Annotated in this window: 19 protein-coding genes; 17 read left to right on the forward strand and 2 right to left on the reverse strand. The window is 68.4% G+C overall.

Translation table 11 applies throughout. The annotated features are described in order from the left end of the window. The first annotated feature begins 2 nt into the window (after window positions 1-2). From topA to dapB, 7 genes are read left to right on the forward strand one after another with little or no spacing between them, the layout of a single operon-like run. Complete coding sequence (gene topA, locus FJY88_01780; protein ID MBM3286069.1) at window positions 3-2,264, forward strand: type I DNA topoisomerase; 2,262 nt, start codon at window positions 3-5, stop codon at window positions 2,262-2,264. 3 nt (window positions 2,265-2,267) lie between these two features. Then, the gene (locus FJY88_01785) at window positions 2,268-3,215 is read left to right on the forward strand and encodes a tyrosine recombinase XerC (protein MBM3286070.1); all 948 of its coding nucleotides are present in this window, start codon (window positions 2,268-2,270) and stop codon (window positions 3,213-3,215) included. 11 nt (window positions 3,216-3,226) lie between these two features. Continuing rightward, on the forward strand, window positions 3,227-4,159 hold the full coding sequence (gene argF, locus FJY88_01790; protein MBM3286071.1) for an ornithine carbamoyltransferase: 933 nt from the start codon (window positions 3,227-3,229) through the stop codon (window positions 4,157-4,159). Window positions 4,160-4,176: 17 nt separating this feature from the next. Next, window positions 4,177-5,427 (forward strand): hypothetical protein, encoded by a 1,251-nt coding sequence (locus FJY88_01795; GenBank protein ID MBM3286072.1) that lies wholly within the window; start codon window positions 4,177-4,179, stop codon window positions 5,425-5,427. After that, window positions 5,318-6,409 (forward strand): diaminopimelate epimerase, encoded by a 1,092-nt coding sequence (gene dapF, locus FJY88_01800; GenBank protein ID MBM3286073.1) that lies wholly within the window; start codon window positions 5,318-5,320, stop codon window positions 6,407-6,409. The genes FJY88_01795 and dapF overlap by 110 nt, the downstream gene beginning before the upstream one ends. Before the next feature lie 4 nt (window positions 6,410-6,413). Further along, a complete protein-coding gene (locus tag FJY88_01805; GenBank protein ID MBM3286074.1) occupies window positions 6,414-7,292 on the forward strand; it encodes a 4-hydroxy-tetrahydrodipicolinate synthase in 879 nt (292 codons plus the stop codon). Between the two features lie 8 nt (window positions 7,293-7,300). After that, window positions 7,301-8,068 carry a 4-hydroxy-tetrahydrodipicolinate reductase gene (gene dapB, locus FJY88_01810; protein ID MBM3286075.1) on the forward strand — a complete coding sequence of 256 codons (768 nt, stop codon included), beginning with the start codon at window positions 7,301-7,303 and terminating at the stop codon, window positions 8,066-8,068. Here dapB and rpsT read toward each other — a convergent pair. After that, entirely contained in the window at window positions 8,065-8,337 is a 273-nt protein-coding gene (rpsT, locus tag FJY88_01815; GenBank protein MBM3286076.1) for a 30S ribosomal protein S20, read from the reverse strand. The two genes, dapB and rpsT, sit on opposite strands and share 4 nt — an antisense overlap. A gap of 81 nt (window positions 8,338-8,418) precedes the next feature. Here rpsT and lnt point away from each other — a divergent pair, with 81 nt between their 5' ends. Genes lnt through FJY88_01840 form a run of 5 tightly spaced genes read left to right on the forward strand, consistent with a single transcriptional unit; the run spans window position 8,419 to window position 13,588 of the window. Then, the gene (lnt, locus tag FJY88_01820) at window positions 8,419-9,987 is read left to right on the forward strand and encodes an apolipoprotein N-acyltransferase (GenBank protein MBM3286077.1); all 1,569 of its coding nucleotides are present in this window, start codon (window positions 8,419-8,421) and stop codon (window positions 9,985-9,987) included. Next, window positions 9,951-11,159, forward strand: a complete 1,209-nt coding sequence (locus FJY88_01825) for a class I SAM-dependent rRNA methyltransferase (GenBank protein MBM3286078.1) — start codon at window positions 9,951-9,953, stop codon at window positions 11,157-11,159. Before lnt ends, FJY88_01825 begins: the two co-directional genes overlap by 37 nt. Before the next feature lie 14 nt (window positions 11,160-11,173). After that, a complete protein-coding gene (locus tag FJY88_01830; GenBank protein ID MBM3286079.1) occupies window positions 11,174-11,836 on the forward strand; it encodes a class I SAM-dependent methyltransferase in 663 nt (220 codons plus the stop codon). Beyond that, window positions 11,833-12,873 (forward strand): aspartate-semialdehyde dehydrogenase, encoded by a 1,041-nt coding sequence (locus FJY88_01835; protein ID MBM3286080.1) that lies wholly within the window; start codon window positions 11,833-11,835, stop codon window positions 12,871-12,873. Before FJY88_01830 ends, FJY88_01835 begins: the two co-directional genes overlap by 4 nt. Continuing rightward, a complete protein-coding gene (locus FJY88_01840) occupies window positions 12,842-13,588 on the forward strand; it encodes a tRNA pseudouridine synthase A (protein MBM3286081.1) in 747 nt (248 codons plus the stop codon). The genes FJY88_01835 and FJY88_01840 overlap by 32 nt, the downstream gene beginning before the upstream one ends. A gap of 45 nt (window positions 13,589-13,633) precedes the next feature. Here FJY88_01840 and FJY88_01845 read toward each other — a convergent pair whose 3' ends face one another. Then, on the reverse strand, window positions 13,634-18,637 hold the full coding sequence (locus FJY88_01845; GenBank protein ID MBM3286082.1) for a hypothetical protein: 5,004 nt from the start codon (window positions 18,635-18,637) through the stop codon (window positions 13,634-13,636). 224 nt (window positions 18,638-18,861) lie between these two features. Here FJY88_01845 and fsa point away from each other — a divergent pair, with 224 nt between their 5' ends. The 5 genes from fsa to purQ are packed head-to-tail and all read left to right on the forward strand — an operon-like array spanning window position 18,862 to window position 25,244. Then, window positions 18,862-19,527 (forward strand): fructose-6-phosphate aldolase, encoded by a 666-nt coding sequence (gene fsa, locus FJY88_01850; protein ID MBM3286083.1) that lies wholly within the window; start codon window positions 18,862-18,864, stop codon window positions 19,525-19,527. Further along, entirely contained in the window at window positions 19,524-20,807 is a 1,284-nt protein-coding gene (locus FJY88_01855) for a trypsin-like serine protease (GenBank protein ID MBM3286084.1), read from the forward strand. Before fsa ends, FJY88_01855 begins: the two co-directional genes overlap by 4 nt. Then, window positions 20,804-22,114 carry an adenylosuccinate lyase gene (locus FJY88_01860; GenBank protein MBM3286085.1) on the forward strand — a complete coding sequence of 437 codons (1,311 nt, stop codon included), beginning with the start codon at window positions 20,804-20,806 and terminating at the stop codon, window positions 22,112-22,114. Before FJY88_01855 ends, FJY88_01860 begins: the two co-directional genes overlap by 4 nt. Continuing rightward, window positions 22,099-24,459 (forward strand): phosphoribosylformylglycinamidine synthase subunit PurL, encoded by a 2,361-nt coding sequence (gene purL, locus FJY88_01865; protein MBM3286086.1) that lies wholly within the window; start codon window positions 22,099-22,101, stop codon window positions 24,457-24,459. Before FJY88_01860 ends, purL begins: the two co-directional genes overlap by 16 nt. Continuing rightward, window positions 24,441-25,244 carry a phosphoribosylformylglycinamidine synthase I gene (gene purQ, locus FJY88_01870; protein ID MBM3286087.1) on the forward strand — a complete coding sequence of 268 codons (804 nt, stop codon included), beginning with the start codon at window positions 24,441-24,443 and terminating at the stop codon, window positions 25,242-25,244. The genes purL and purQ overlap by 19 nt, the downstream gene beginning before the upstream one ends.

The following is a 25,244-nucleotide window of genomic DNA, read 5'->3' on the forward strand; positions in this document are numbered from 1 at the left end:
CCATGAGCAGTTCGCTGATCATTGTCGAGTCGCCGGCCAAGGCCCGCACCATCGGCAAGTTCGCAGGGAAGGGGTACAAGGTCATCGCCTCGATGGGGCACATACGCGATCTCCCCAAGACGAAGCTTGGAGTCGACGTCGAGCGCGACTTCGCCCCGCAGTACGTCACCCTCCGTTCGAAGGCGAAGGTGCTGAAGGAGCTTCGCGAGAGCGCCAAGGGGACCAAGCGGATCCTGCTTGCTCCCGACCCCGATCGGGAGGGCGAGGCGATCGCCTGGCATCTGGCCGACTACCTGGCGGGGGCAGGGGTTCCGATCCTGAGGATGGAATTCAACGAGATCACGAAGAGCGCGATCCAGGCCGCCCTCAGCCGGCCGCGCGAGATCGATCAGAATCTCGTGGATGCCCAGCAGGCCCGGCGCGTGATGGACCGCCTGGTGGGCTACCAGGTCTCTCCGTTCCTCTGGACAACCGTCCGGTACGGCCTGTCGGCAGGTCGGGTACAATCGGTCGCCCTGAGGATGATCTGCGACCGAGAGGATGAGATCGAGCGATTCCAGGTCGCGGAGTACTGGACTCTGGATGTCCTGCTGCTGACGGGACGGCGGGAGACGTTGCGCGTTCGCCTCGTGCGAACGGACGGCGAGAAGTCCCACCTGCCGGATGAGGCCGCCGCAGATCGCGTGATCGAGGAACTGCGGCGGCAGGCCTTCGCGGTCTCTGACGTCAAGACCCAGACCCGCAAGCGCAACCCGTTTCCGCCCTTCATCACCTCCACGCTTCAGCAGGAGGGGTACAGGCGACTGCGCTTCCCCGCCAAGAAGACGATGGCAGTCGCGCAGGAGCTCTATGAGGGGCTTGCGATCGGAACCGAAGAGACCGCGGGGCTCATCACCTACATGCGCACCGACTCGACGCGCATCGGCGCCGAGGCGCAGGAGGAGGCGCGCGCCTTCATCCAGAGGAGCTTCGGCGCGGAGTACCTTCCGGAGGGCCGGCCGAGCTATCCATCGCGGGCGCGGGCGCAGGATGCCCACGAGGCGATCCGTCCGACCTCCGTCTTGCGGACGCCCGACTCCCTGCGGCGCCACCTCACGGCCGACCAGTGGCGGCTCTATGGGTTGATCTGGAACCGCTTCGTCGCTTCTCAGATGGCGCCGGCCCTCGGGGAAGTGACGACGATCGAGGTGACGGCGGGCCGGCACCTGCTGAGGGCAACCGGCAGCCGCCAGCTCTTCGACGGCTTCACGCGCCTCTACGAGGACAAGCCGGATGAGGACGCCTCAGCGCTCGGTCCCGACGAACAGGGCGGAAGCCTTCCCGAGGTCGCGGTGGGCGAGAGTCTCGAACACCGCTCGGACGAGAAAGAGCAGCACTTCACGCAGCCTCCCCCCCGCTACACGGAGGCGACGCTGGTGAAGGCGCTCGAGGAGAAGGGAATCGGGCGGCCGTCGACCTACGCGACGATCGTCAGCACCATTCTGACGCGCGCCTACGTCCAGAGGGAGAAGGGGAGGCTTCATCCGAGCGACCTCGGCCGGACGGTGACCAGGCTCTTGGTGCACGCCTTTCCCGACATTCTGGAGATCGACTTCACGGCCCGGATGGAGACCGAGCTCGACAAGATCGAGACGGGAGAGGACCAGTGGGTCGATGTCGTCCGCTCCTTCTACGAGCCGTTCAAGAAGGACCTGAGCGCGGCGGAATCGAGCAAGGAGGCGCTCAAGAGCGCCGTCCAGGTGGAGAGCGACCAGGCGTGCGATCTCTGCGGGTCGACGCTGGTCAAGAAGTTCGGTCGCAATGGGCCCTTCCTGGCGTGCCCGCGCTATCCGGACTGCAAGTTCACGAAGCCCCTGAAGGAGGAGGAGATCCCCGTCCCGACAGGGGAGTCGTGCCCGAATTGCGGGTCGCCGATGGTGGTGCGGACCGGCCGCTTCGGCCGCTTCGTGGCCTGCCAGGACTACCCGAAGTGCAAGACGACCGCCTCGGTTCGCACGGGCGTCTCGTGCCCAATGGAGGGCTGCCCGGGACACCTCGTGGAGAAGCGCGGGCGCAAGAGGGGACGGGTCTTCTATGCGTGCGACCAGTATCCTAGATGCAGTTACGCCGTCTGGAACCGGCCGGTCGCGCAGGCCTGCCCTTCCTGCGGATTTCCCCTCCTGATCGAGAAGGAGACCAAGGCGAAGGGATTCCACTATCAGTGTCCGCGAAAGGAGTGCGGGAGCGTGGTGCAGCCCGAGCTTCCGGCCGGGGCGAAGGACTGACGCGTGAAGGAGAGCGAGCACAGGACGGGGGAGGGGGGCATGACGCTCTCCGGAGCGCTGGAGAACTGGATCGAGAGGCAGTTGCTCGCCGTCGAGGGGAAGAGCCCCCACACGGCGAGCGCGTACCGCCGCGATCTGCGCCTCTTCCTGGAATGGGCCGCCGAACACGGGAAGGATGCGTGGGCCGCCTGGCGGCTTCCGGTCCTGCGCGCCTACATGAGCGTGCTGACGACGCGAGGGACCAAGGCCTCGACGGTGATCCGGAAGGTCGCGGCGCTGCGCTCCTTCGGTCGCTACCTCCTCCTCCGCCGCCTGATCGGCGAGGATCCGGCCTCGCGGCTGGTGTTGCCCCGTCCGGGGAAGCGGCTTCCTCGATTCATCCCCGAGCCCGAACTGGCCCGGCTGCTCAACGGCCCCTGGCCGGGCGATTGGAGGGCCCTTCGCGACCGGGCGATCATCGAGCTGCTCTATGGGACGGGGATGCGCCTCTCGGAGCTTGTGGGGCTCGACCTGGAGGATGTCGATCCGAGAAGCGGCACGGCCCGCGTGATGGGCAAGGGGGGGAAGGAGAGGATCGTCTGCTTCGGCCCGCCCGCGGCGGATGCGCTCCGCGCCTATCTCTCCGCGACGGCCGAAGGGGGCAGGAGACGCGAGGGGAGCGCTCTCCTGGTGGGACCGAGTGGAAGGAGGCTCCATCCGAGGACCGTCCAGAGGCGGGTGGCCCTGCACCTCCGCCGGCTGGCGCGCGCGGGAGGGACGTCCCCTCACGCTCTCCGCCACAGCTTCGCGACACACCTGCTCGACCGGGGTGCGGAGATCCGGGCCATCCAGGAGCTGCTCGGGCACGCGAATCTCGGAACGACGCAGATCTATACACACGTCTCGGTAGAGGCCCTGCGAGAGGCCGTCGACCGCTGTCATCCTCGCTCCCGCAGGGGAGCGAGAGTGTGAGGGGAGGGGAGATGGGAAAGACCGACTTTCTGGCGATCGCCGACTTCGGCAGGAAGGAGCTTCAGCTCCTGCTGGACCTGGCGGGGACGTTGAAGGACGCATGGCGGTCCGGCAAGAGCGATCCGAGGCTCGCGGGGAAGGTGCTCGCCTGTGTCTTTCACAAACCGTCGCTGCGCACGAGGATGTCCTTCGAGGTCGGGATGGCGCAGCTGGGCGGCCGGTCGCTCTATGTGACGGACGCGGAGATCGGCTTCGGGAAGCGCGAGTCGATCCACGATATCGCGCGCGTTCTGTCGCGGTACGTAGATGCGATCATGATCCGCACTTTCAGCCAGGAGCATGTGCGCGAACTGGCGCGCCATGCCCGCGTGCCCGTGATCAACGGTCTGACCGATTCGGACCACCCGTGCCAGATCCTCTCCGACCTCTTCACCATCCGGGAGAAGGGAGTCGCGCTCGACGGCCTGTCGGTCGCCTGGATCGGCGACGGAAACAACGTCGCCAAGAGCTGGATCGACGCGGCGCTCGCCTTCGAGCTCGATCTGAGGCTCGCCTGCCCCGCCGGATACGACCCCGATCCCGCGGCCCTCGCCCGCGTCGAGCGCGAAGGGCGCGGCAGGGTCCGCCTCCTGCGCGACCCCGAGGAGGCTGTCCAGGGAGCGCGGGTCCTCTATACCGACACATGGACCAGCATGGGCCAGGAGGGCGAGGCAGAGGAGCGGAGGGCCGCCTTCCGCGGCTTCCGGGTCGACGAGCCGCTTGTCGCCAGGGCCGCGCCCGGCGCTCTCGTGATGCACTGCCTGCCGGCGCATCGCGGCGAGGAGATCGTCGACGCCGTCATGGATGGGCCTCAGAGCGTCGTATTCGATCAGGCCGAGAACAGGCTACACGCCCAGAAGGCGATCCTGGTGCACTGCATCTCCTCGGCCGCGCGCCCGGTCTAGCCGGGAGGCCGCGCCTCATGCGGGCCCTGACGTCGTGCGGACTCTGGCCGATCGCTGCGGTCATCGCAGTCTGCGCGCTCCATGCCGACTGCGCCAAGGTAGTCTCGCCGGGCGGCGGGCCTGAAGATCGATCGACGCCGCGAGTCGTATCCCTCTCGCCGGACTCCGGATCGGTCTGGGCGCGCCCCGAGACTCTGTCGATCCGCTTCAGCAAACCGATGGACCGCCGGAGCGTGCGCGACTGGCTCTTCGTGACGCCGCGCGTCGCAGTCGCGGAGTCGCGCTGGAGGCGGGCCTCACTCGACCTCATCCTGGGCAGCCCGCCCGATACCGGAAGGACCTACACGATCCTGCTCGGTTCGGAGGTTGTCGATCGGCGTGGAAACGCGCTCGGGCCGTATGCGACGGCATTCTCGACCGGATCCCGGCTTGACGGCGGGACAATCGAGGGCTCGATCATCGGCCGGCGCATCAAGCCGGCGGGCGTCTATCTCTATGTCTGGCTCTGGGACGACTCGGTCGCCGCCTCGGGCGAGATTCCCGAACCGGTGCGCATGGGGCAGTGCGATCGAGAAGGGAGATTCCGGATCCCGTTCTTGCCGGCAGGCGTTCCCCTGCGAGTCTGCGCGCACCACGACGCGCGCCGCGACCGGGTTTTCGATCCGGAAGAGGACATCTGGGGCTGCTCCGAGGAGTCCGTTCTCCTGTGCGACTCATCGCTCGTTCGCACCGGGCTCGAGATCTACCTGGTCTGGCCGGAGGAACCGGGGAGCCTCGCGGGTAGCGCGATCGACAGCAGCTGCATCGGCCGCGGGGCCGAGGCGCTGGCGGGCCTCCAGAAGGAGCGCGACAGCCTTGCCGTTCTCCTCGGGCTCCGCAACGGGGAGGCGGGCGCCTCGAACGATTCTCTCCGGGGATTCCGTCCCGATGTCGGCCGTGACCTCGATACGGCGTCGGTCCGCGCTCGCTTCGATGGAATGCCGGCGATGATCGTTGAAGCGCGGCTCGACTCGGCCCGCTGCGCGATGCCGCTGATTGTCAGGCTGGTCGATCCGGACAGCGGGCTGGTCGCCGAAGTCCGTGGGGACGGGGCGTTCAGCTTCCGCGATCTGGCGCCGGGCACCTACCATCTCCGCGCCTTCCGGGATCTCGACGCCGATGGAGTGCCCGACAGCGGCGAGGCCTCCGGGGAGTTTCCTTTCCCGATCGAGCTCCTGCCCGGGCGGAACCAGACCGGGGTCGACTTCCCTCTCCGTCCCCGCCCGTAAGCCGGAGGAGACGGGAGAGAGGCGGGAAGGCGAGGGAGCCGGTGGGATCGCCGGTTGCGCGGCATCCCCGTTTCGACGAAACTCGTGGAGTGGCGATCGTGCTCTGACGTGCATGGAAGGAGGCGGCATGAAGGGGAAGTCCGAGGGGCCGGGTCCGGGGCTCCCCTTTCTCAAGCTGGAGGGAGCGGGGAACGACTTCGTCCTGTTCGACTTCCGGACCCAGGACGGTCCCAAGTTCACCGCGCCGATGGCTCGTTTCATTCTCGATCGACACAGGGGGATCGGGGGAGACGGGCTCCTGATCCTGCGAACGAACTCAGCCGGCCGCGTGGTGGTCGATTACCGGAACGCCGACGGCAGCGCAGCCGAGTTCTGCGGCAATGGAGCGCGCTGCGCGGCGGCCATTCTCCTGGGCGAGGAACAGGGTCCGATCACTTTCCACCTGATGAAGATCGAGGTCGTCGCGAGACGGACGGGGGGCTCGATCGCCGTCCGAGTCGGCGTCGCGGAAGAGCGACCCATGCCGGAGCTGTCCCGCCTCCGCCCGCGACCGGCGGCTCTGATCAAGGCGGGAGTCGATCACTGGATCGTCCCGGTCGGCGACCTGAACGGACTCGATGTGAGCGGTCTCGCCCAGCCGCTGCGCCATCACCCCTGGCCGGGTCCGAAGGGGGCCAATGTCACTTTCGTCGAGAAGCGGAGGAGCGAGATCCGGATCCGGACCTATGAGCGAGGCGTGGAGGGGGAGACCCTGTCCTGTGGGTCGGGCTGCGTCGCGGCGGCGCATTGGGCCCTTGCCGGCAGCCGCGGGCCGCTGCAGGTTCTGACGGAGGGGGAGGAGCTCATGCGGGTCTGGTTGGACGACTCCGGGCTCTACTGGCTCGAGGGCCCGACCGCCGCCGTCTACCAGGGGTTCTGGAGGTTCGACCGGCGCGTCCCGGGCTGGGCGGCGGAGGCGCGACAGACGGCGCGCAGGGGGTGATCTCGTGTTCGAAGGCTTGACGACGGCCCTTGTGACGCCGTTCGCGGATGGCCGTCTCGATGAGGGCGCGGCCGAAAGGATCTTGGAACATCTCGTCGCGGGCGGTGTCCGCGGCTTGGTGCCTGCGGGATGCACGGGGGAAGCCGCGACGCTCGATCTGGCGGAGCGGGAGTGGTTGATTCGTGCTTGCGTGGCCGCCAGGTCGGCGGGGGGCTTCGTGCTGGCTGGCTGCGGGACGAACGTCACGCGCACGACTTGCGACCTCGTGAAACGCGCGGAGCAATGGGGAGCCGACGGCGCCCTGGTGATCACCCCCTACTACAACAAGCCGACTCAGGAAGGGCTCTTCCGCCATTACGAGGAAGTCGCGCGCGCCTCGTCCCTGCCCATCGTCCTCTACAACGTTCCGGGGAGGACCGGTGTGAAGCTCGAGCCGGCGACAGTCCTGAGGCTTGGCGAGATCCCCGGGATCGTCGCGATCAAGGAAGCCTGCGGCTCGCTCGACCAGGTCTCCGAGCTTTGCGCCTCGGGGAGCATGACCGTTCTCTCGGGCGACGACTCTCTCACTCTCCCGATGCTGGCTGTCGGAGCGGCCGGCGTCGTCTCCGTCGCCGCGAACCTCTTCCCCGCGGCGATTGCGCGCATGCTGGAGGCTCACCGCCGCGGCGATGAGGCGCAAGCGAGGCGCATCCACCTCGCGCTCTTCCCCCTCTTCAAGGGGCTCTTCATCGAAACGAATCCGGGGCCGATCAAGCATCTCCTCGCCCGGCGCGGCCTGATCCGCGAGGAGCTGAGGCTGCCTCTGGTTCCCGTGTCGGCGGCGACCGCCGCAGAGTGCGATCGGATCGCCGAGGAATCGGAGCGCCGGCTGGGGGGGATCTGACAGGGGAGATGCCTAGGCCGGCGGCAATCGCCTTGATGGGGGCGGGGGGAAGGATGGGGCAGGCCGTTGAGGCCATGCTGGCGAGGTGCGACGATCTCATCCTCGTCTTCCGCGCCGATCGCGCGCTCAAGGAGACCTCCGGTCCGCCGCGCTCGGGTCCGGACCTGATCTCGCTCGCCCCCGGACAGGTCGAGGGGATCATCGACTTCAGTCAGCCGGAGGGGACCGTCGCGGCCTCGGTGGCGGCGAGCCGCCTGGGTTGTCCCCTCGTCTCGGGGACGACAGGCCTGGATGACGATGCCTTCGCGGCGCTCAGGAGGGCCGCTCAGGACGTTCCTGTTTGCTGGTCTCCGAACTTCAGCGTCGGAATCCCCTTTCTCGACGGCGCGCTGCGCGAGCTGGCCAGGCGATTGCCGCGGGGATGGCAGATCGAGATCGCGGAGACCCACCACGCTGGGAAGAGAGACGCGCCGAGCGGCACCGCCCTCAGACTCGCCCAGACCTGGCGTGACGAGAGGGGGGGAGAGATTCGCTATGGCAGGCACGGTCCGTCGGGGCCGCGTGGCGCGGCCGAGGTGGGGATTCACGCGCTGCGGCTGGGCGACGTGGTAGGCGAGCACCGCGTTCTGCTGGGCTGCTCGGGCGAGACGCTCGAGGTCGTCCACAGGGTGCAGGATCGGACCGCTTTCGCATCCGGAAGCGTCGAGGCCCTGCGCAGCCTCCTGCGCAAGGGCCCGGGGTGGTACGAGTGGAACGATCTCGCTCGCGGGCTCTAGGCCTTCGCTTTGGATCGCCCGACGCCAGCGGCCTTCTTCGCCAAACGGCTCTTCTGCCGATCGACGGTCTTCTTGTGGATGACCCCCTTGCGGGCCGCGTTGTCGAGCGCGGACGACGCCGACTTGAGGAGATCGACGACCTTGCCCGGATCGGCCGATTGACGAAGGGCGCGCGTGACCTTGCGGACCTTGCTCTTGACGGCGGCGTTTCGCTTTCGATCGCGCTCGTTCGTCTTCATCCTCTTCTTGGCCGACTTGTGATGGGGCATCGCGGTGCTTCCTCCCTTTCTGTGGACTGACTCCACGCGGGGAGCTGCCGCCCCGCCGCTAGGACTCCTACCTTAGCCGAGATGCGAAAGCTCGGTCAAGACAGCGCTCCCTTCCTGGCCATCCTGAGCGGGATTCTCTCAGCCCTCGCCTTTCCTCCCTTTCGGCTCGCCCCCCTCGTCTTCGTGGCCCCGGTTCCGCTTCTCTGGGGCCTGGCGCGCGCCCGGGGAGCCGGGCTTCGAAGCTCGTTCGTTCTCGGCTGGTGGGCGGCGTTCCTGCACTTCCTGATCGTCCTTCACTGGATCCTGGCTCTCCCCAGCGAGGAGGTGACGATCCCCGGCCTGATGATCCCCTCTCTGATCTTCATGTCCGCCTATCTCGCCCTCTACTTCGGCGCCGCCGCGGCGGTCGCCGTCTGGATCTCGAGACGGCTGGCGGTTCCCCTTGGGCTCATCTGGCCCGTGTTCGTGACGCTTGCGGACGTGGGACGATCGATCGGGGAGCTGGCATTCCCGTGGGCGTCCCCGGCCTACGCGCTTTCCCGCGATCCGGCGGTTCTCCAGTTTTCGACGGCGACGGGCTTCTGGGGGCTCTCGCTGTGGGTCGCATTGTGCGGCGGACTCCTCTACGAGTCTCTGACAGGCGCCCGACGCCTGCGCTTGCCCACGGGGATCGCGCTCGCGCTCCTGCTCCTCGCTCCGCGAGTTCATGGGATGCTGGCCCTCTCCTCCCGGGAGGCGCGGCCAGATGACGGCGCCGGCGTTCACGTCGTCATGCTTCAGCCGAACACGAGCCGAACGATCAAGTGGGATCCTCGCTACAGGGAGATCGTGGTGGAGGATCTTCTGGAACGCACCAGGCGCGCCGCGGAACGCCGCCCCGACCTGATCGTCTGGCCGGAAACGGCCGCGCCGATCGTTCTGTTGCAAGAGCCCGAGTATCTCACGCGTGTCGTCGAGACGATACGGACCGTGGGAACCCCGGTCCTCCTCGGGACCCTCGATCACAGACTGGAAGCGGGGAGCTACGTCGCCCACAACTCGGCGGCTCTCTTCGACTCCGGGGGCAACCTGGTCGACCGGTACGACAAACAGCGGCTGGTGCCGTTCTCGGAGCGGATGCCGTTTCAGGGCGTCAGCCCCCTGCTTGCGGGGCTCAACTTCGGCCAGTCGGACTTCACGCCCGGCGACCGGTATGTCCTCTTCCCCCTCGGTGGCGCGCGGATCGCCTGTCTGATCTGCTTCGAGTCGATCTTCCCGGATCTCGCGCGGAGGTTCGCGGACGAGGGAGCGAATCTGTTGCTGAACATAACGAACGACTTCTGGTTCGGGGACAATGCCGCCCCGATTCAGCACGCGGAGATGGCGATCTTTCGAGCTGTCGAGACGCGCAGGCCCCTCCTCCGTTGCGCCAACACCGGGGTCTCGATGGTCGTCGACCCCTGGGGACGCGTCATCGAGGAAACGGACACGTTCGTCGAGGCGACAGTGGATAGGCGCGTCGCCCTGGGATCGGGGGCGACCTTCTACGTCCGGCACGGCGAGTGGTTGTGCCGCGCCCTCGCCGCTCTGGCCATGGCGCTCGTGATATGTAGAATCATCGTGGGGAGGGCGCATTGGACTCCTACCAGGTTCAACACCGGATCCACCTGAAGCCGGGGCGGGAGGCCTCCGTGGCGGCCCGCCATCCTTGGGTCTTCTCGGGCGCCGTGGAGCGGGTGGAGTCGCTTGCGGGCGCCGTCGACGGCGGCGTGTGCGATCTCCTCGACGCCGAGGGCGGCTTTCGGGCCCGCGGCACCCTGCACCGCTCCTCGCAGATCCTCTGCCGCATCCTGACCTGGAAGGAGGAGCCGATAGACGACGCGTTCTTCGCGTCTCGCATCGCCGCGGCGGCCGCCCTGCGCGAGAGGTGGATCGATGCGGAGACAACAGACGCCTACAGGCTCGTCAATGCGGAGGGGGATCTCCTACCCGGCCTGATCGTCGATCGCTACGCGGACTATCTGGCCGTGCAATGCCTGACCTCGGGGATGTCGCATCTGGAGGCGCTCTGGTGCGGCGCTCTGGACCGGCTCCTCTCGCCGGCCGCGATCATCGATCGCACCGAGCGCGCAGTGCGGGATCCGGCGCTCGAAGGACGATGCCGGGCTCTGCGCGGGGGGATTCCCGAGGGGGCGATTCCGATCAAGGAGAATGGTCTCGCCTTTCGGGTCCGTCTTGATGCCGGCCAGAAGACAGGCTTCTACATAGATCAGAGGGAGAACAGGGCCCTCCTTGGGCGCCTTGCGCGGGGATGCGAGGTCTTGAACGGCTTCTCCTACACCGGCGCCTTCGGCGTCTACGCCGCGTGCGGGGGCGCGGCCAGAGTTGTCCAGGTCGAGTCGAGCGCTCCGGCGCTCGAGGAGGCAAGGGCTCACTGGCAGCAGAACGGCCTATCCGACGATCGTGTCGAGCACGTGAAGGACGATCTCTTCCGCTTCCTGAGGCGGGAGGAGCGGATGTTCGACATCGTGGTGCTCGATCCTCCGCCCTACGCGAAGCAGAAGGCGGATGTCGCGCGGGCGGCGCGGGCCTACAAGGACCTCAATCTCTGGGGGATGAGGAGGCTGCGGCCGGGCGGTCTGCTGATGAGCTTCTCCTGCTCCCAGCACATCTCTGTAGATCTCTTCCAGAAGATCCTCTTCGGGGCGACTCGCGATGCGGGCGTATCGCTCCAGTGGCTGAAACGCCTCGGCCCCGGCGCCGACCATCCCGTGCACGTCGACCATCCGCAAGGCGAGTACTTGAAGGGCTTCCTTCTACGAAGGCTCGACGCCGGCGGTTAGCGGGGACAATCGCGATGACGCGCCGGGTCATGGAGACGCGCTGGCGGATCGCGAGGACCGAGGAGCGACTCTTCGCGCCCGGGCGGCGGCCGGAGGACGGTCTCCTGGCGGAGCACCTCGCCCGCTATCGCTTCCTCTCGGAACTCGTGGGGGGGCGGGTGCTCGACGTCGGCTGCGGGACCGGCTACGGCGTTGCGGAGCTCGCTCGGGGCCCCATCGCTCGGGAGGTCGTGGGGATCGACGTCTCGGCCGACGCGATCGCCCTGGCGCGGCGCTACCATGCGCATCCGAAGGCTTCATTCTCCCGAGTCGACATCGAGCAGGTCGGCTGGGAGAGAGGTCTGGGCGTCTTCGATGCCGTCACGGCGCTGGAGGTGCTGGAGCATCTGCATCATGAAGAGGCATTCTGGCAGGGGGTCGAGGCAACGCTGCATCCAGGCGGAGCGCTCTGGATCTCGACGCCGCTGGGCAGGGGAAGGGGCCTACCCGCGTCGGATCCGTTTCATGTGCATCAGATGAGGCGCGGTGAGATCGAGAGCCTCTTGCGGGCCGGCTGGGAGGCGCGCATCTACGGGCAGGCGGGACAGTGGATTGAACCCTGGACGGCGGGTCGGCGATACTACACCGTGCTGGCCAGGGCTCGCCGGCGGGCGGATGGGAGGTCTTCACGCGGATGAGGAAGTGGAACGTCGGAGTTGTCGGCGTCACCGGGGCGGTGGGCCGGACGATGCTCGCCTGCCTGCGGGAGGTCGACATGCCGATCGGATCCTTGCTGGGCTTCGCCTCCAGCAGGTCGGCCGGGTCGTATCTCCCCGAGGGGGGTCCGTGGGGGGAGGGGATCGAAGTCAATCTGCCGACGGAGCGCGCCCTGGCGGGACTCGATCTCGTGCTCCTCTCGGCGGGAGCCGCCGTCAGCGCGGAGATCGTGCCGATGGTGACGGCGATGGATGCCTGGGCGGTCGACAACTCGAGCGCCTTCCGGCTCGACCCCGGGGTGCCGCTGATCGTCCCTGAGGTCAATGGCCGACGCATTCCCGACAGGCGCGGACCGATCGCCAATCCCAACTGCTCCGTCATCCAGATGGTCGTCGCGGTTTCTCCTCTCGCGGCCCGCTTCGGTCTCCGGCGAGTCCACGTCGCAACCTACCAGTCGGTCTCCGGGCGCGGCCAGAAGGGGGTGACGGCGCTGCGGGCGGAGCGCGGCGGAGCGCAGCCGGACGCGGGTGTGTTCCCCGACCGGATCGACGGGAACGTGATCCCGCAGTGCGACTCCTTCGTGGGCGAGGGTTTCACGCGCGAGGAGCAGAAGATGGTCCTGGAGACGCGCAAGATCCTCGAGCTGCCCGAGCTTCCTGTCCATCCCACGTGCGTTCGGGTCCCGGTCGAAGTCGGACACAGCGAGGCTGTCCATCTGGAGCTCGAGGAGCCCGCCAGCGTTGAGCAAGTGCGCGCGACGCTCGCCGGCCTCCCCGGAGTCAAGCTCCTCGATGATCCCTCGGCCGAGATCTATCCGACCGCCAGGGCGGCGGCCGGAACCAACGAGGTCTGGGTCGGGCGGATTCGCGTCGATCGAAGCGATCCGAGGATCCTCCAGCTATGGGTCGTCGCGGACAATCTCCGAAAGGGCGCGGCATGGAACGCGGTTCAGATCGCCTGCCTCCTCCACGCCCGCGAGACTGGACATGCCTGTCTACCGCTTGCTGCTCGAGTATGACGGGGCGTCCTACTTCGGCTGGCAAGCTCAGCCGAGTCTGCCCACCGTGCAGGGGGCGCTCGATCGCGCCCTGTCGATCCTGACGCGTGAGGCGATCCGCACGACCGGCGCAGGGCGGACCGACCGCGGAGTCCACGCAAGGGGGCAGGTCGCCAGCTTTCACTCAACGGCCCGGCTCGACTGCCGCCGGATCGCCGCCGGCATCAGGGGGATCTGCGGACCGATGATCCAGGTCAGGGTCATGGAGGAAGCCGACCCCGCCTTTCATGCGCGGCACGACGCCCGCTGGCGGGCCTACAGCTATCGTCTGCTCGAGCGGCCGTCGCCGCTCTGGCGCCACCATGCGCACTGTCCCCCCGCGTTGCCGGGGCTCGCCGAGCTGCGTGCGACAAGCGAGCCGCTCCTGGGTCGCCACGACTTCACTTCCTTCGCCAACGTCAGCGCGGACTCGGCCGACCCGAGCTGCGAAGTCCTCCACGCGGCATGGGAGAGCTGGGACCACGGCCTGCTCTTTCGCGTCCGCGCCGATCACTTCCTCTACAAGATGGTGAGAACGGTGGTCGGCACCCTGCTGCGCGAGGCGCTCCCGGGCGGAGGGGGGAGCGAGGCGATGAGGCGGATCATCGGTGCGCGTGACAGGCGTCTGGCGAGCGCTCCTCTGCCTCCGATGGGACTCTGCCTCGAGGCTGTGGGATACGAGCCCCCGTGGCCCTAGAGCGTTCTGATCGCGTCCGAGGGCGTGTCGAACGCCTCTGGACGACTAGGGCGAGACGAAGATCCGCTTGTGCGACTTGCGTTCTCCGAGGCTCGTCACGATGACGTAGAATCCCGGCGCGACGGTCCGTCCGTCATCGTCGCGGCGATCCCAGGGAACCGAGAGGGCGGCCGAGCCGGCCGCTGCATCGTCGAAGAGAGTCCTGACCTCTGTTCCGTGCAGGTCGTAGACGCGAATCAGCAGCCGCGCCGCGGCGTCGCCTGATGGAGTCTCGATCTCGAGGCGGCAGCGATCCTCCACCGGATGAGGGTAGGGTCCTCGCACGACAAGGCTCGCCCGCGCGGGCGGGGCGACAGGACTGCTCAGGCTTCCCTCATTCCCCGCGAGATCGATCGCGCTGAGAGCGTAAGCCGCGCATCCCTCCGGCACGAGAGCCGTGGTCGTTTCCGGCGGCAGGGGGCTGTCGATGAGGCGGCCCCAGTTCTCTTCAGGCAGCTGCCCGTAGATCCAGTATCCCGCCAGATCGGGCGCCGGCGACGGGCGCCAGCTCAGTCGGACCATCCCATTCGTCTCGCCCTGCTCGATCCGGAGGCCGTCCGGCGGATCGGGAGGGGAGAGGTCGCCCCCGGAGGTCGTGAACGAGATCGGATCCGAGAGGGCGGAGAAGAGGCCCTCGGCGCTGCGGACCCGCACCGCGATCCAGTATTCCGTGCCCGCCAGGAGGCCGCTGACTTCAGCCTCTTGACGATCGCTTCCGGCGCGCGGAGTCACGGCGATCTTCGCGAGCGCGGGCCATGATTCAGCGGTGATCGGCGCGACGGCGACCGCGAGCAGGCACGAGGCGGGAGGAAGCGTGTCGCCGTCGGCCGGCTCATGGAGCCAGTCGATGCGAGCCCTTCCTTGCCCGAGGACGAAGACGCGGAGGCTCTCGGCCGCGGCCGGCGGAACCGGCGTGTGGGGGAAGGTCCGGACGCGAATGCCCGTCGAGAGCGGAGAGATACGGCCTGCCGCGTCGACGGCGCGCAGCGCGATGGCGTGCTCCCGGCCCGCGGCGAGACCCGTCACGCGGTGCGCCTGCTGCCGTCCGGGGAGGGCGGGGCGGGGAAGTCCTTCGGTCGACACAGCGGCGGCGTTCCAGTCTTCATGGCTCAGGAGCGGCGCCTCGATCCTCCGCCCTAGGACGTAGGCCTCGGCGATGCCGTCTAAGCTATCCTCGCCGACCGCGGTCCAGACGAGATCGACCCAATCGGGCCCGACCCGCGATGCCGCCAGGTCGGCGATCGGCGCGGGAGGAGGATCGAGGCCCTCCGGATCCCCTTCCTCGGCCGGAGCCGTCGTGACGAGAATCCCGGAGCCGATCGGGCTCAAGGCGGCCGGAGCGATCTCGGAGCGCACGGCCATCGAATAGATGCTGGAAGGGCGCAGGGCCCCGATCCTCGCCGTCGCTTCCGATCCGGGAGACGCGGGATCGGGCAGCCCTTCGGTTCTGATCTCCGCGTGGGACCAGTCGGCCTCCGTCGCGATTACCTGCGCTCCGGCAAGGATGCCCAAGCGATAGCCCCTGATCGCTCCCCCCGGCGGATCGGTCTCGGGTGCGCTCCATCTCAGATCGCACCAGTCTTCCCCTTGAGCCGGACTGGTCAGATCGAGAATCGGGAACGCGGTGACGCTCGCCGATGGCGGCGTCGTCCAGCGGAGGGGATTCGACAGGCCTCCCATCTGGGCGGAGTCATCCACGGCGCGGACGGCGAGCGCGTAGCCCCTCGCCTCCTGAAGGCCCCGCAGGGTCCACTCCTCCCTGGTTCCCGGGGGAGCCGGGACGGGCGGAGGCGGCTGCTCCACGACCTCTGCCAGCAGCCAGTCGTCCTCCGTCTCGATGGGCGCGTCGGTTCTCAGCCTCACCTCGTAGCGCGATGCCCGTCCCGACTCCCCCTCGTCCCCTGGAGCCGTCCAAGCGAGGCGCGCCGAGTCGCTCCACGAAGCGACGAGGACGAAGTCGCTGATCGCGGCGGGCGGTGAAGGAGGGAGCGCCGGCGTGGAGGTCGTCGCCCGGACGATGTTCGAGGGGAGCGAGAGGTTCCCGGCCTCGTCCTCGCAGCGCAGGACGAAGGCGTAGGAGGTCGAAGGGGCGAGCCGAGCCACGGCGACGGAGTCGGCCGTCCCCGACTCCGCGGGGTAGGGGAGCGGCGCGTAAGCCTCGCCTTCCTCCCAGATCCTCTCGTCCGCAAGGGAGGTCGAAGCGATGCGGAGGTGGTAGCGGACGATGGCCGCCCTCTTGCCCCTGTCCGAGGGGACCGTCCAGAGAAGGGTGACCGAGGCGGAGTCGACCCTGGCCGCGCGCGCATCGAGAATCGGATCGGGCGGGATCGTGTCGGGTCTCTCCGTGAACGCCGTCTGGAGCAGGAGCGCCGCGCCCAGGGGACCGATGTTCCCCGCCTCATCGACGGCGCGGAGGGCGATCCCATACTCGCTTGCCGGACGGAGAGCGCCGATCTCCCCTTGCTGTAGCGCTCCCGAGGAGTCGGGGGCCGGGAAACGGAGACGATCGGGGACTCCGGCCCGCGCCCACGCCTCCTCGCTCTCGATCGCTTCGCCTTCGAGGATGCGGGCCTCGTAGCGGGCCGCCCTGCCCGCGCTCCCGTCGTCGCCCGTCGCGGTCCACTGGAGAACCGCATGCGTGTCGCTCACGGAGGCCGCCAGGAGGGCGCTCAGGACTCCCGGGGGCGTGGTGTCGATCTCGGGCGGGGGCGCGCTCGGACCGGCGCGCGCGAGAACGGGATTCGAGAGGGCGCCGAGGTTGCCGGCCTCGTCATACGCGCGGAGGGCGACGCCGTACTGCATGCCCGGAAGAAGGGAGGCTAGGCTGCAGGCCTGCGCGGCGCCGGGATCGGCCGGCGCGGGCGGATCTCCAACCTCGGTCGCCTCGAGCCAATCTGCCTCCGTGAGGATTTCCCGCCCGTCGGCGAGACGGATCTCATAGCGATCGGCTCGTCCCGCCGTCCCGTCGTCGCCGGGAGCGGTCCAGCCGAGGAGCAGGAGCCCGGGGGCGGGACCGGCCGCCGCAAGGTCCAGGATGGCGGCCGGGGGCGTCCGATCGACGGGGGGCGGCGGCGATGTCGCCACGAGGAAGCGCGCCGGAAGGGGAGAGAGATTTCCTGCTTCGTCCACCGCGCGGATGGCGACGCCATAGGCGGTCCCCGCCGCGAGGCCCGAGAGGCGGAACGACTGACGAGCGCCGGCGACATCGGGAGCCGGCAGGCCGGACGCGGGCGTCGCTCTCGTCCAGTCGCTCTGCGTCTCGATCATTTCTCCCGCCAGGTGGCGCAGGAGATAGGCAGCGGCCCTTCCCTCCGTCCCATCGTCACCCGGGGCGATCCACTCGAGATCGATCCAGTCCTGCGACCCCCCGTATGCCGTCAGTCCCTGGACCTGGCCGGGGGGGACGCGATCGACTTCGGCGGGCGTCGCGACCTTGGTCAGGTTGGAGAGGACCGGCTCGAGCCGTCCGCGCGTCCGGGTGCGGACGGCGAGGAAGTAGGTCCGGCCGTCGTCGAGTCCGTCGATCTCCGCCGCGATCGCGGCGCCGGGGCTGGCTGGGATCGGGTTGCCTCGGTACGGAGCCGCAGCGTCCCAGTTCTCGAGGGTGATCGGTTGCGTGGCATAGCGAAGCTCGAACGAGTCGGCCTCGTTGCGTTCCCCGTCCGGCGCGGTCCAGGTCGCCCGGATGGAGCGGGGGCCGAGCGCTGCGGCGGCGAGATCCTCGACCGGCAACCAGAAGGTGAAGCGGCTGTCGCGGGGACCGACGCCTCCGAGCGAGGCGTCGTTGGGATTCACCTCCACCATGCCCCTGGTGAACTGGCGGACGTAGAGGGTGTCGGCGCCGCCGGGAAGCTCTCGCTGGAAGTCGCCGATCGGCTGGCCGAAGTCGTAGTCGAACTCGCCCGGCCACTCGGGCATCCGCTGGTCGGCGGTGTAGCAGAAGTAACCCTCCCCCAGCATCGCCGTTCCCAGCCCCCACCGCATCTGCCTCTCGTTCTCCTGAGCAGAGCGGCCGGGCTCGATCCAGGCTTGTATGAAGGAGCGATCCCATCCGCGTTGATGATCCTCGGCCCCGTTGTCGAAGGAAGCCTCCGTCCACGCGTAGCCGGCCCCCCAGTTCGACCCCGGCTCCCACGGCGGGGTGAGACCATAGAACTGATCCCACCATGTGAACCAGCTCGGGTTCGAGGGCCGCATCCAGTTCTCGAGCTTCATCCCCGAGAGACGCGTCGACCACCACGGGCCGATGAACTGGTGGTTCTCGTTCATCAGGAAAGCGAAGCTCTCCGGGAAGCGATCCCGCAGCCGGGAGTAGAAGATCTCGTTCTCCTCGCGGAAGAGGAGAGAGAGGGGATCCTGCCATCCGCCGTCCGTGCAGACGCTGTAGACGCCGTCGGGAGCCCCGTCGCGATCGGGGTCGGCATTGGCGTAGGGCTGCCATCCGTAGGAACCGAGACAGTCGACGAGGGTCTCGAACATGACGCCGTTGTAGGCGGAACGGGAGTCCCACGACCACGGCTCCCAGTAGCGCCCGGAGAGGGCGATCGCCGGCAGGGCGACCGAGGCGATCCACTCGGCGGCCCGGAGTCCCCTGGAGCTTCCGTAGACCCCGGGCGGGCAGTGGCGGGTCCAGTTCACGACCCGGTGCGGGCCGGATTCGATGGGCCGCCCGGCGGTATCCCGCAGGTACCAGTCGTTCTTCTCGGCGTAGAACTGGAAGAGACGGCTGACGCTCCAGAGCGTGTCGGCGATCCACCAGGGATTCTCGCCGGCCGGAAGCGTGACGAACTGAGGCGAGAAGGTCCACAGAAACCGGAGGCCGGGGTTTTTCTGGCGGAGGGAGGAGAGGACTTCCGGGCGGTCGGCGCAGACGAGGACGTCGTACCAGGACAGCGTGTCTCGCGTCGCCTCCGGAAGGAGGCCTATGGCCCAGGAGTAGGCCAGGACCTTGGGATAGTTTTCGACGCGCCGCGTGCCCCCGGCCGGGAGGGCGAGGAGCAACGCGAACAACGCTGGCAGGATCCCGTGCTTCACGCGAAGAATCGGTTGCAGGAACTGTTCCGCCTCGGATGCGCTCTGGCGCGGGCCTCGGACCTCGCCCGGAGCGCCGCGCGATGCAAACTGCACGGCCGACCCGAATTCTGCACAAACCGGCCCGGACACGGGGTCCGGCCCCCCGTTTCGTCACTGGGGGGCCTGTGCTATTCTGCCTGCTCCAAGGGGAAGGAGATCCAATGAAGATCTTTCTCGACACCGCGAATCTGGATCAGATTCGAACCTCGGCGCGCTTGGGCGTCGTCGACGGCGTGACGACCAACCCGTCGCTCCTCGCCAGGGAGGCGGGAGACTGGCAGAAGACGCTCGCCGAGATCTGCGCGGCGGTCGACGGACCTGTGAGCGCAGAGGTGATCGCCGAGGACTTCGATGGGATGATCCGCGAGGCGCACCATCTGACGACGATCGCCCCGAATGTCGTGGTCAAGGTCCCGATGACGCGCGAGGGCGTTCGCGCCATCCATGCGCTGGCCGAAGAGCGAATCAAGACGAACGCGACGCTGGTTTTCAGCCCCGCGCAGGCCCTCCTTGTCGCGAAAGCCGGCGCGACCTTCGTAAGCCCGTTCGTGGGAAGAATGGACGACATCTCTCAGGAGGGGCTCGATGTCGTCAGGCAGATCGTGGAGATCTATGAGGTGCACGACTTCGAGACGGAGGTGCTCGCCGCCAGCATTCGCCACCCGATGCATGTGGTCGAGGCCGCGCTGGCCGGAGCGCACGTCGCGACGATGCCCGTAGCCGTCTTCGACGCGCTCTTCCGGCATCCCCTCACCGATCGCGGGATCCAGCTCTTCCTCGATGACTGGCGGAAGGCGCAGGAAAGGCTGAAGGCCGATCGGCGATGAGAGATCCGTCTGATACGGGTGGATCGACGCGGCTTCGCTCCTTCCTTCCCTTCCTTCTCTTCGCCGGCGGCATCCTGGCCGGGGGCCTCCTGTGGACCCTCTGGCACGGCAGGTCGCCGACCCCTCCCCCGGGAGGCAATGGGACTGAGACCGGCGTGGTCGCCGACTCCGTGCGGGAAGCTGCAGAGAACGACTCCGGCGCGATTACGCCTCCCGGCAGAGGACCCTCCGGCGCCGCCGGCATCGGCGAGCAGCGGAGCAACGCGATTGTCGCCGCCGCCGGGGCGGTGGGTCCGGGGGTCGTCTCGATCAGCGTCGTTCAAACGCGCTATGTCCGCGGCCGGGCCGCGAGCGATCCGTTCGGCTTCTTCTTCGACCGCTACCTCCCGGGACCCATCTACCGCGAGCGGGTCCCCGGTCTCGGGAGCGGATTCATCATCGACCGCAACGGCATCGTTCTGACCAACGAGCATGTCGTCCGCGAGGCGGAACAGATCAAGGTGACCCTCACCGATGGACGGACGTTCGACGCCAGGGTCATCGGATCGGATCCGAACTACGACCTGGCCGTCCTGCGCATCAGCGGCGAGTCGCTGCCTGTATGTCCGTTGGGAGACTCGGACGAGATCGTCGTTGGCGAGTGGGCGATCGCGATTGGAAACCCGTTCGGCTTCCTTCTGAACGACTATCAGCCGACCGTCACGGCGGGCGTCATCAGCGCCAAGAACCGCGATATCGCTCCCTCGTCGGGGACCGAGGGGATCTACAAGAACATGATCCAGACCGACGCCGCGATCAATCCGGGCAACTCCGGCGGCCCTCTCGTCAACGGCGAGGGGAAGGTGATCGGGATCAACACCTTCATCTTCACCGAGTCGGGCGGCTCCCTCGGGATCGGCTTCGCAATCCCCATCAATGTCGCCGAGCGGGTCGTCCGGGAGATCCTGCAGTACGGAGAGGTCAGACGCATCTGGATCGGACTGACAGTCATGGAGGTGACGCCCTACCTCGCCGCCTACTTCAATCTCCGGGAAGGGCATGGACTGTTCGTCAGGGAGATCGAGAACGACAGCCCGGCCGATCGGGCGGGCATCGTCGTCGGCGACCTGATCCTCGCCGTGAACGGGGAGAGCGTCTCGCGGCTGAGCCAGGCCCAGAGGCTGATCTTCGGAGCCGCGGTCGGCGACCGGATCACCCTGAGCGTGGAGCGGGCGGGGAGCAGGCGGGATGTGCAGATACGGCTCGAGGCGGTTCCGAGCAGAGGAGCCAGGCCGGGATGATCGCCCGCTACACACGCCCCGAGATGGGGGCTCTCTTCTCTGACGAGCATCGCTTCGCCACATGGTTGCGCGTCGAGATCGCGCAGCTCGAGATCCTCGAGGAGATGCGGATGGCCCCGGCGGGGACGGCCGCCGCGGTTCGCGAAAAGGCGCAAGCGCGGCCATCGCGGATCCTGGAGCTCGAGGAGACGCTGCACCACGACGTCATCGCCTTCCTGACCAGCGTGGGCGAGGAGCTGGGCCCCGAGAAGAAGTGGCTCCACTACGGAATGACCTCCTCGGATCTCGTCGACACGGCCCAGGCGCTGGTGCTGGATGAGGCGGTGGGGAAGCTGCTGGCGGCCTGGGAGGGGCTGGGGAGCATTCTGCGGGATCTGGCGACACGCCACCGCCGGCTCCCCATGGTCGGACGAACCCACGGCGTCCACGCGGAGCCGATCACATTCGGATTCAAGCTGCTCGGCTGGTTCGCCGAGGCCGAGAGGCAGGCGCGACGCCTGGAGGAGGCTCGTGAGGGGATAGGCTTCGGCAAGCTCTCGGGGGCGGTGGGTACGGCGGCCCATCTGCCGCCCGATCTGGAGAAGGCCGTGCTCCTGCGGTTGGGGCTCAAGGCGGAGCCTGTGGCGACGCAGGTCGTCCCACGCGATCGTCACGCCCACCTGCTCTCCGTCCTCGCGGGGATGGGTGGAAGCTGCGAACGCTGGGCGCTGGAAGTCCGACATCTCCAGAGGACGGAGGTTCGAGAGCTGGAAGAGCCCTTCGGCAAAGGGCAGAAGGGCTCCTCTGCGATGCCGCACAAGCGCAATCCGATCCTCTGTGAGAGGATCGCGGGTCTTGCGCGCCTGTTGCGGGGCTACGCGCTGGTGGGGCTCGAGAACGTGCCCCTCTGGCACGAGCGCGACATCAGCCACTCCTCCGCGGAACGGGTTGTCTTCGCGGACTCATGCACTGTCCTGGACTACATGATCGACCGGATGAGGTTCGTTCTCGCGAACCTCGGTGTGCGGCCTGACGCGATGCGACGCAACCTGGAGGCGACGGGCGGCCTCATCTTCTCCCAGAAGGTTCTCCTCGCCCTCACCGAAGCCTGGGGGGACAGGGAGCGCGCCTATCGCCGCGTGCAGGAACACGCGATGGCCGCTTGGGAGGAAGGCGACTCGTTCCGCGAGAGGCTCCTCGCCGACGGGGAAGTCCTCGCGGTCCTTGGGGCCGGCGGCATGGAGCGCCTCTTCGACGTTGAGTCCTTCTACGCTCACCTCGATCCGATCTTCGACCGCGTCCTGTCATCGGCATGGGGTCGCGGATGACGGACCGGCTGCGCCTGCTCGAGGCGACAGAGTCTGAGGCGACCGAACAGCTGCTCCGGGCGGGGATCCGGGCAGGCCTCGACGAGCTGCGGGCCGTCGCCCGGAAGCTGGGCCGCGACCTCACGCCCGCCGAGGCCTTCTTCATCGATGTCGCCTACAGCGAGCACTGCTCCTACAAGAGCAGCCGGCGGTTCCTGCGCGAGCTCCTCCCTCCGCTGCCGCCCCACGTCCTTCTGGGGCCCGGGGAGGACGCCGGGGTCGTCGACCTCGGAGTCTGGAACGGGAGGCGCTACGCGCTCGTCGTGGCCCACGAGAGCCACAACCATCCCTCGCAGCTCCTGCCGGTGGAGGGGGCCGCGACAGGAATCGGAGGGATCGTCAGGGACGTCTACTGCATGGGCGCGGACGTGATCGGCGTGCTCGACGGGTTGCGCTTCGGCGATCTGGACGGGCCGCGCGGCGAGATCGCGCGGGGCGTCGCGCGGGGCGTCGTTCGCGGGATCTGGGAGTACGGCGACGCCCTGGGAGTTCCGAACCTGGGTGGCGATGTCGACTTCGATCCATGCTATGACGACAACTGCCTCGTCAACGTCGTCGCCGTCGGGATCGCCCCCGCCGATCGGATCATCCGCAGCCGGGTCCCGGAGGAGGCGGGGAGGGAGCCGTACGAGATCGTCCTGGTCGGGAAACCGACCGATCGCTCCGGGCTGGGAGGCGCCTCCTTCGCGTCGCAGATCCTCGACAGCGAAGCGGCCGAGCGGAATCTCGGGGCGGTCCAGATCCACGATCCCTTCCTGAAGCGCGTACTGGTCGAGGCGACGCGGGCAGTCTGCGACCTCCTCGCGGAGCGCGGATGCTCCGCCGGCTTCAAGGACCTCGGGGCCGGCGGCTTCGGTGGGGCCTCCTCGGAGCTGGCCGTCGCCGGGGGATTCGGCCTCGAGATCGACCTGACGCGAATCCCGGCCGCCGACCCGTCGATCCCCCCGGAACACCTGCTCGTAGGCGAGACCCAGGAGCGCTTCGTCTGGGCCCTCCCGTCGCGAGTGGTCCCGGAGGTGCTGGCCCTCTACAACGACGCGTTCGATCTTCCGGGCGTCTATCCGGGGGCCTGCGCCGCGTTGCTGGGACGCGTGAGCGCGGAGAAACGCTACAAGGTCTACTGGAAGGGCGATCTCATCGTCGATCTCCCCTTCGATGTCGTGCGCGACACCCCGGTGTTGACCCGGCCGACCCGGCCGCGCGTGGTGGAGGAGAGGGGCGACGCGTTGCGGCCTCCTGGCGACTGGGCTTCCTTCGTCGCAGCCCTGCTGCGGCATCCCTCGCTCTGCAGCAGGCAGCACATCTACCGGCACTACGATGCGGAGGTGAGGGGCGAGGCGCTGTTGCGCCCGGGAGAGGCGGACGCGGGCGTCTGTCGGCCGATCCCTGAATGCAGGCTCGGCGTGGCCGTCAGCATGGACGGCAAGGCGCGGGCGTGCGACCTCGATCCCTACCACGGGGCCGCGGCCACGGTCCTCGAGGCCGTGCGCAATGTGGTGGCGGTGGGGGCGCGGCCTCGCGCCCTGACGGACTGCATGAACTTCGGTTCGCCGGAGGATCCCGAGTGCCTCTGGGAGTTCGAGCAGGCCCTGCGCGGCATGCGCGACGCCTGCGTCGCCCTCGGCCTGCCGGAAGACCGCTCGCTGGCGCTGCCGGTCGTCTCCGGCAACGTATCGTTCTACAACCAGTCGGCCGCGGGGAGGAGGATCAAGCCGACGCCGATCATCGCCTGTTTCGGGGCGCTCGAAGACTGGCGGAGATCGTTGCGGCCTCAGATGACCCGCGCGGGGCGTCTCGTTCATCTAGTTGCGGATCTGCAGCCGGCCTACGGCGGCTCTCCAGCCCTCGACCTGTTGGGCGGCGCCGGTGTCGCGCCGAGGCACGACATGAGGCAGGAAGGGGCGCGGGCGTGGGCGGTCCTCGCCGCCATCGAGCGGGGCCTCGTGACCGCCTGCCACGACTTCGCCGAAGGCGGGCTTCTTGTAGGGGCGATCGAGACTCTCTTCGTCGAGGAAGGGCCCACGGGCCGAGGACTCGATCTCGACCTGACGAGGCTCGCTCTCGGCGCGGAGGAAGCGCTCCTCTCCGAGAGCGGCGGATTCCTGCTGGAGATCGACCCGGAGCGGGAAGCGGAGTATCGCCGGGTCATGGCGGCGGCGCAGGTCGAGACGCTGCGAGTGGGAGAGGTGATCGCCGCGCCGCGGTTTAGGGCAAGGGAGAGAGGCCGCGAGCTCTTCGACCTCGAAGTCCGTCTCCTCTGGGAAGGGTGGGCGGGAAGGCTGGGGCCATGGATCGAGGGAATGTAGATCTCAGGAGGGCGGTCGCGGTCCTGCAGTTGCCGGGAAGCAACTGCGAGAGGGAAACGCTGCGCGCCGTGGTGTTGGCCGGCGGCCGGGGGGAGATCGTACGCTGGAACGAGCCCGCATCGCGTCTGGGCGCGTTCGGCGCCTATGTCATTCCCGGAGGGTTCTCGTTCCAGGACAGGATACGGGCCGGCGCCGTGGCCGCCCGGCTGCCCGTTCTCGACTGCGTGGCGGCGCGGGCCCGCGAGGGGGCCCCGGTCCTAGGAATCTGCAACGGGGCGCAGATTCTCGTCGAAGCGGGTCTGGTCCCGGGCATCGAACCGGGGCGCTTGGAAGTCGTCCTCGCCCCCAACCGGATGCCGGGGAGGGATGGCTACTACACGCGCTGGAGTCTTCTGGGGCCGGCGGAGGCCAGCGAGCGATGCCTCTTCACGCGCGGCATGGGCGATGCCACGCTTGCCGTGCCGATGGCGCACGGGGAGGGGCGCTTCACGACTCGCGACGCCGGGATCGCTCGCGTGATCGGCCGGTATGTGGCGTTGACCTACAGGACGCCCGAGGGATCTCGAGCGAAGGAGTTCCCCTGGAATCCGAACGGGAGCATGGCTGAAGCGGCCGGGCTGACCAACGCGCGCGGGAATGTCCTGGCCTTGATGCCCCATCCGGAGCGCGCGGTCCTGCGCGCGCAGATCCCCCCCTGGATCGATCCTGAAGCGATGTCCGACCCTGAATCGCCCGGGCCCGGGATGAGGCTCTTTCGAGCCCTCGTGGCCGCGCTGGGAGCCTGA

Source organism: Candidatus Eisenbacteria bacterium (assembly GCA_016867495.1).
GTDB lineage: Bacteria > Eisenbacteria > RBG-16-71-46 > CAIMUX01 > VGJL01 > VGJL01.

What these genes read in the sequence shown, in the direction of transcription:
- topA (MBM3286069.1), top strand. Translation starts at nt 3, where the DNA reads ATGAGCAGTTCGCTGATCATTGTCGAGTCGCCGGCCAAGGCCCGCACC.
- argF (MBM3286071.1), top strand. Translation starts at nt 3,227, where the DNA reads ATGGGAAAGACCGACTTTCTGGCGATCGCCGACTTCGGCAGGAAGGAG.
- FJY88_01795 (MBM3286072.1), top strand. Translation starts at nt 4,177, where the DNA reads ATGCGGGCCCTGACGTCGTGCGGACTCTGGCCGATCGCTGCGGTCATC.
- dapF (MBM3286073.1), top strand. Translation starts at nt 5,318, where the DNA reads ATGGAGTGCCCGACAGCGGCGAGGCCTCCGGGGAGTTTCCTTTCCCGA.
- dapB (MBM3286075.1), top strand. Translation starts at nt 7,301, where the DNA reads ATGCCTAGGCCGGCGGCAATCGCCTTGATGGGGGCGGGGGGAAGGATG.
- rpsT (MBM3286076.1), bottom strand. Translation starts at nt 8,337, where the DNA reads ATGCCCCATCACAAGTCGGCCAAGAAGAGGATGAAGACGAACGAGCGC.
- lnt (MBM3286077.1), top strand. Translation starts at nt 8,419, where the DNA reads ATGCGAAAGCTCGGTCAAGACAGCGCTCCCTTCCTGGCCATCCTGAGC.
- FJY88_01830 (MBM3286079.1), top strand. Translation starts at nt 11,174, where the DNA reads ATGACGCGCCGGGTCATGGAGACGCGCTGGCGGATCGCGAGGACCGAG.
- FJY88_01835 (MBM3286080.1), top strand. Translation starts at nt 11,833, where the DNA reads ATGAGGAAGTGGAACGTCGGAGTTGTCGGCGTCACCGGGGCGGTGGGC.
- FJY88_01840 (MBM3286081.1), top strand. Translation starts at nt 12,842, where the DNA reads ATGCCTGTCTACCGCTTGCTGCTCGAGTATGACGGGGCGTCCTACTTC.
- fsa (MBM3286083.1), top strand. Translation starts at nt 18,862, where the DNA reads ATGAAGATCTTTCTCGACACCGCGAATCTGGATCAGATTCGAACCTCG.
- FJY88_01855 (MBM3286084.1), top strand. Translation starts at nt 19,524, where the DNA reads ATGAGAGATCCGTCTGATACGGGTGGATCGACGCGGCTTCGCTCCTTC.
- FJY88_01860 (MBM3286085.1), top strand. Translation starts at nt 20,804, where the DNA reads ATGATCGCCCGCTACACACGCCCCGAGATGGGGGCTCTCTTCTCTGAC.
- purL (MBM3286086.1), top strand. Translation starts at nt 22,099, where the DNA reads ATGGGGTCGCGGATGACGGACCGGCTGCGCCTGCTCGAGGCGACAGAG.
- purQ (MBM3286087.1), top strand. Translation starts at nt 24,441, where the DNA reads ATGGATCGAGGGAATGTAGATCTCAGGAGGGCGGTCGCGGTCCTGCAG.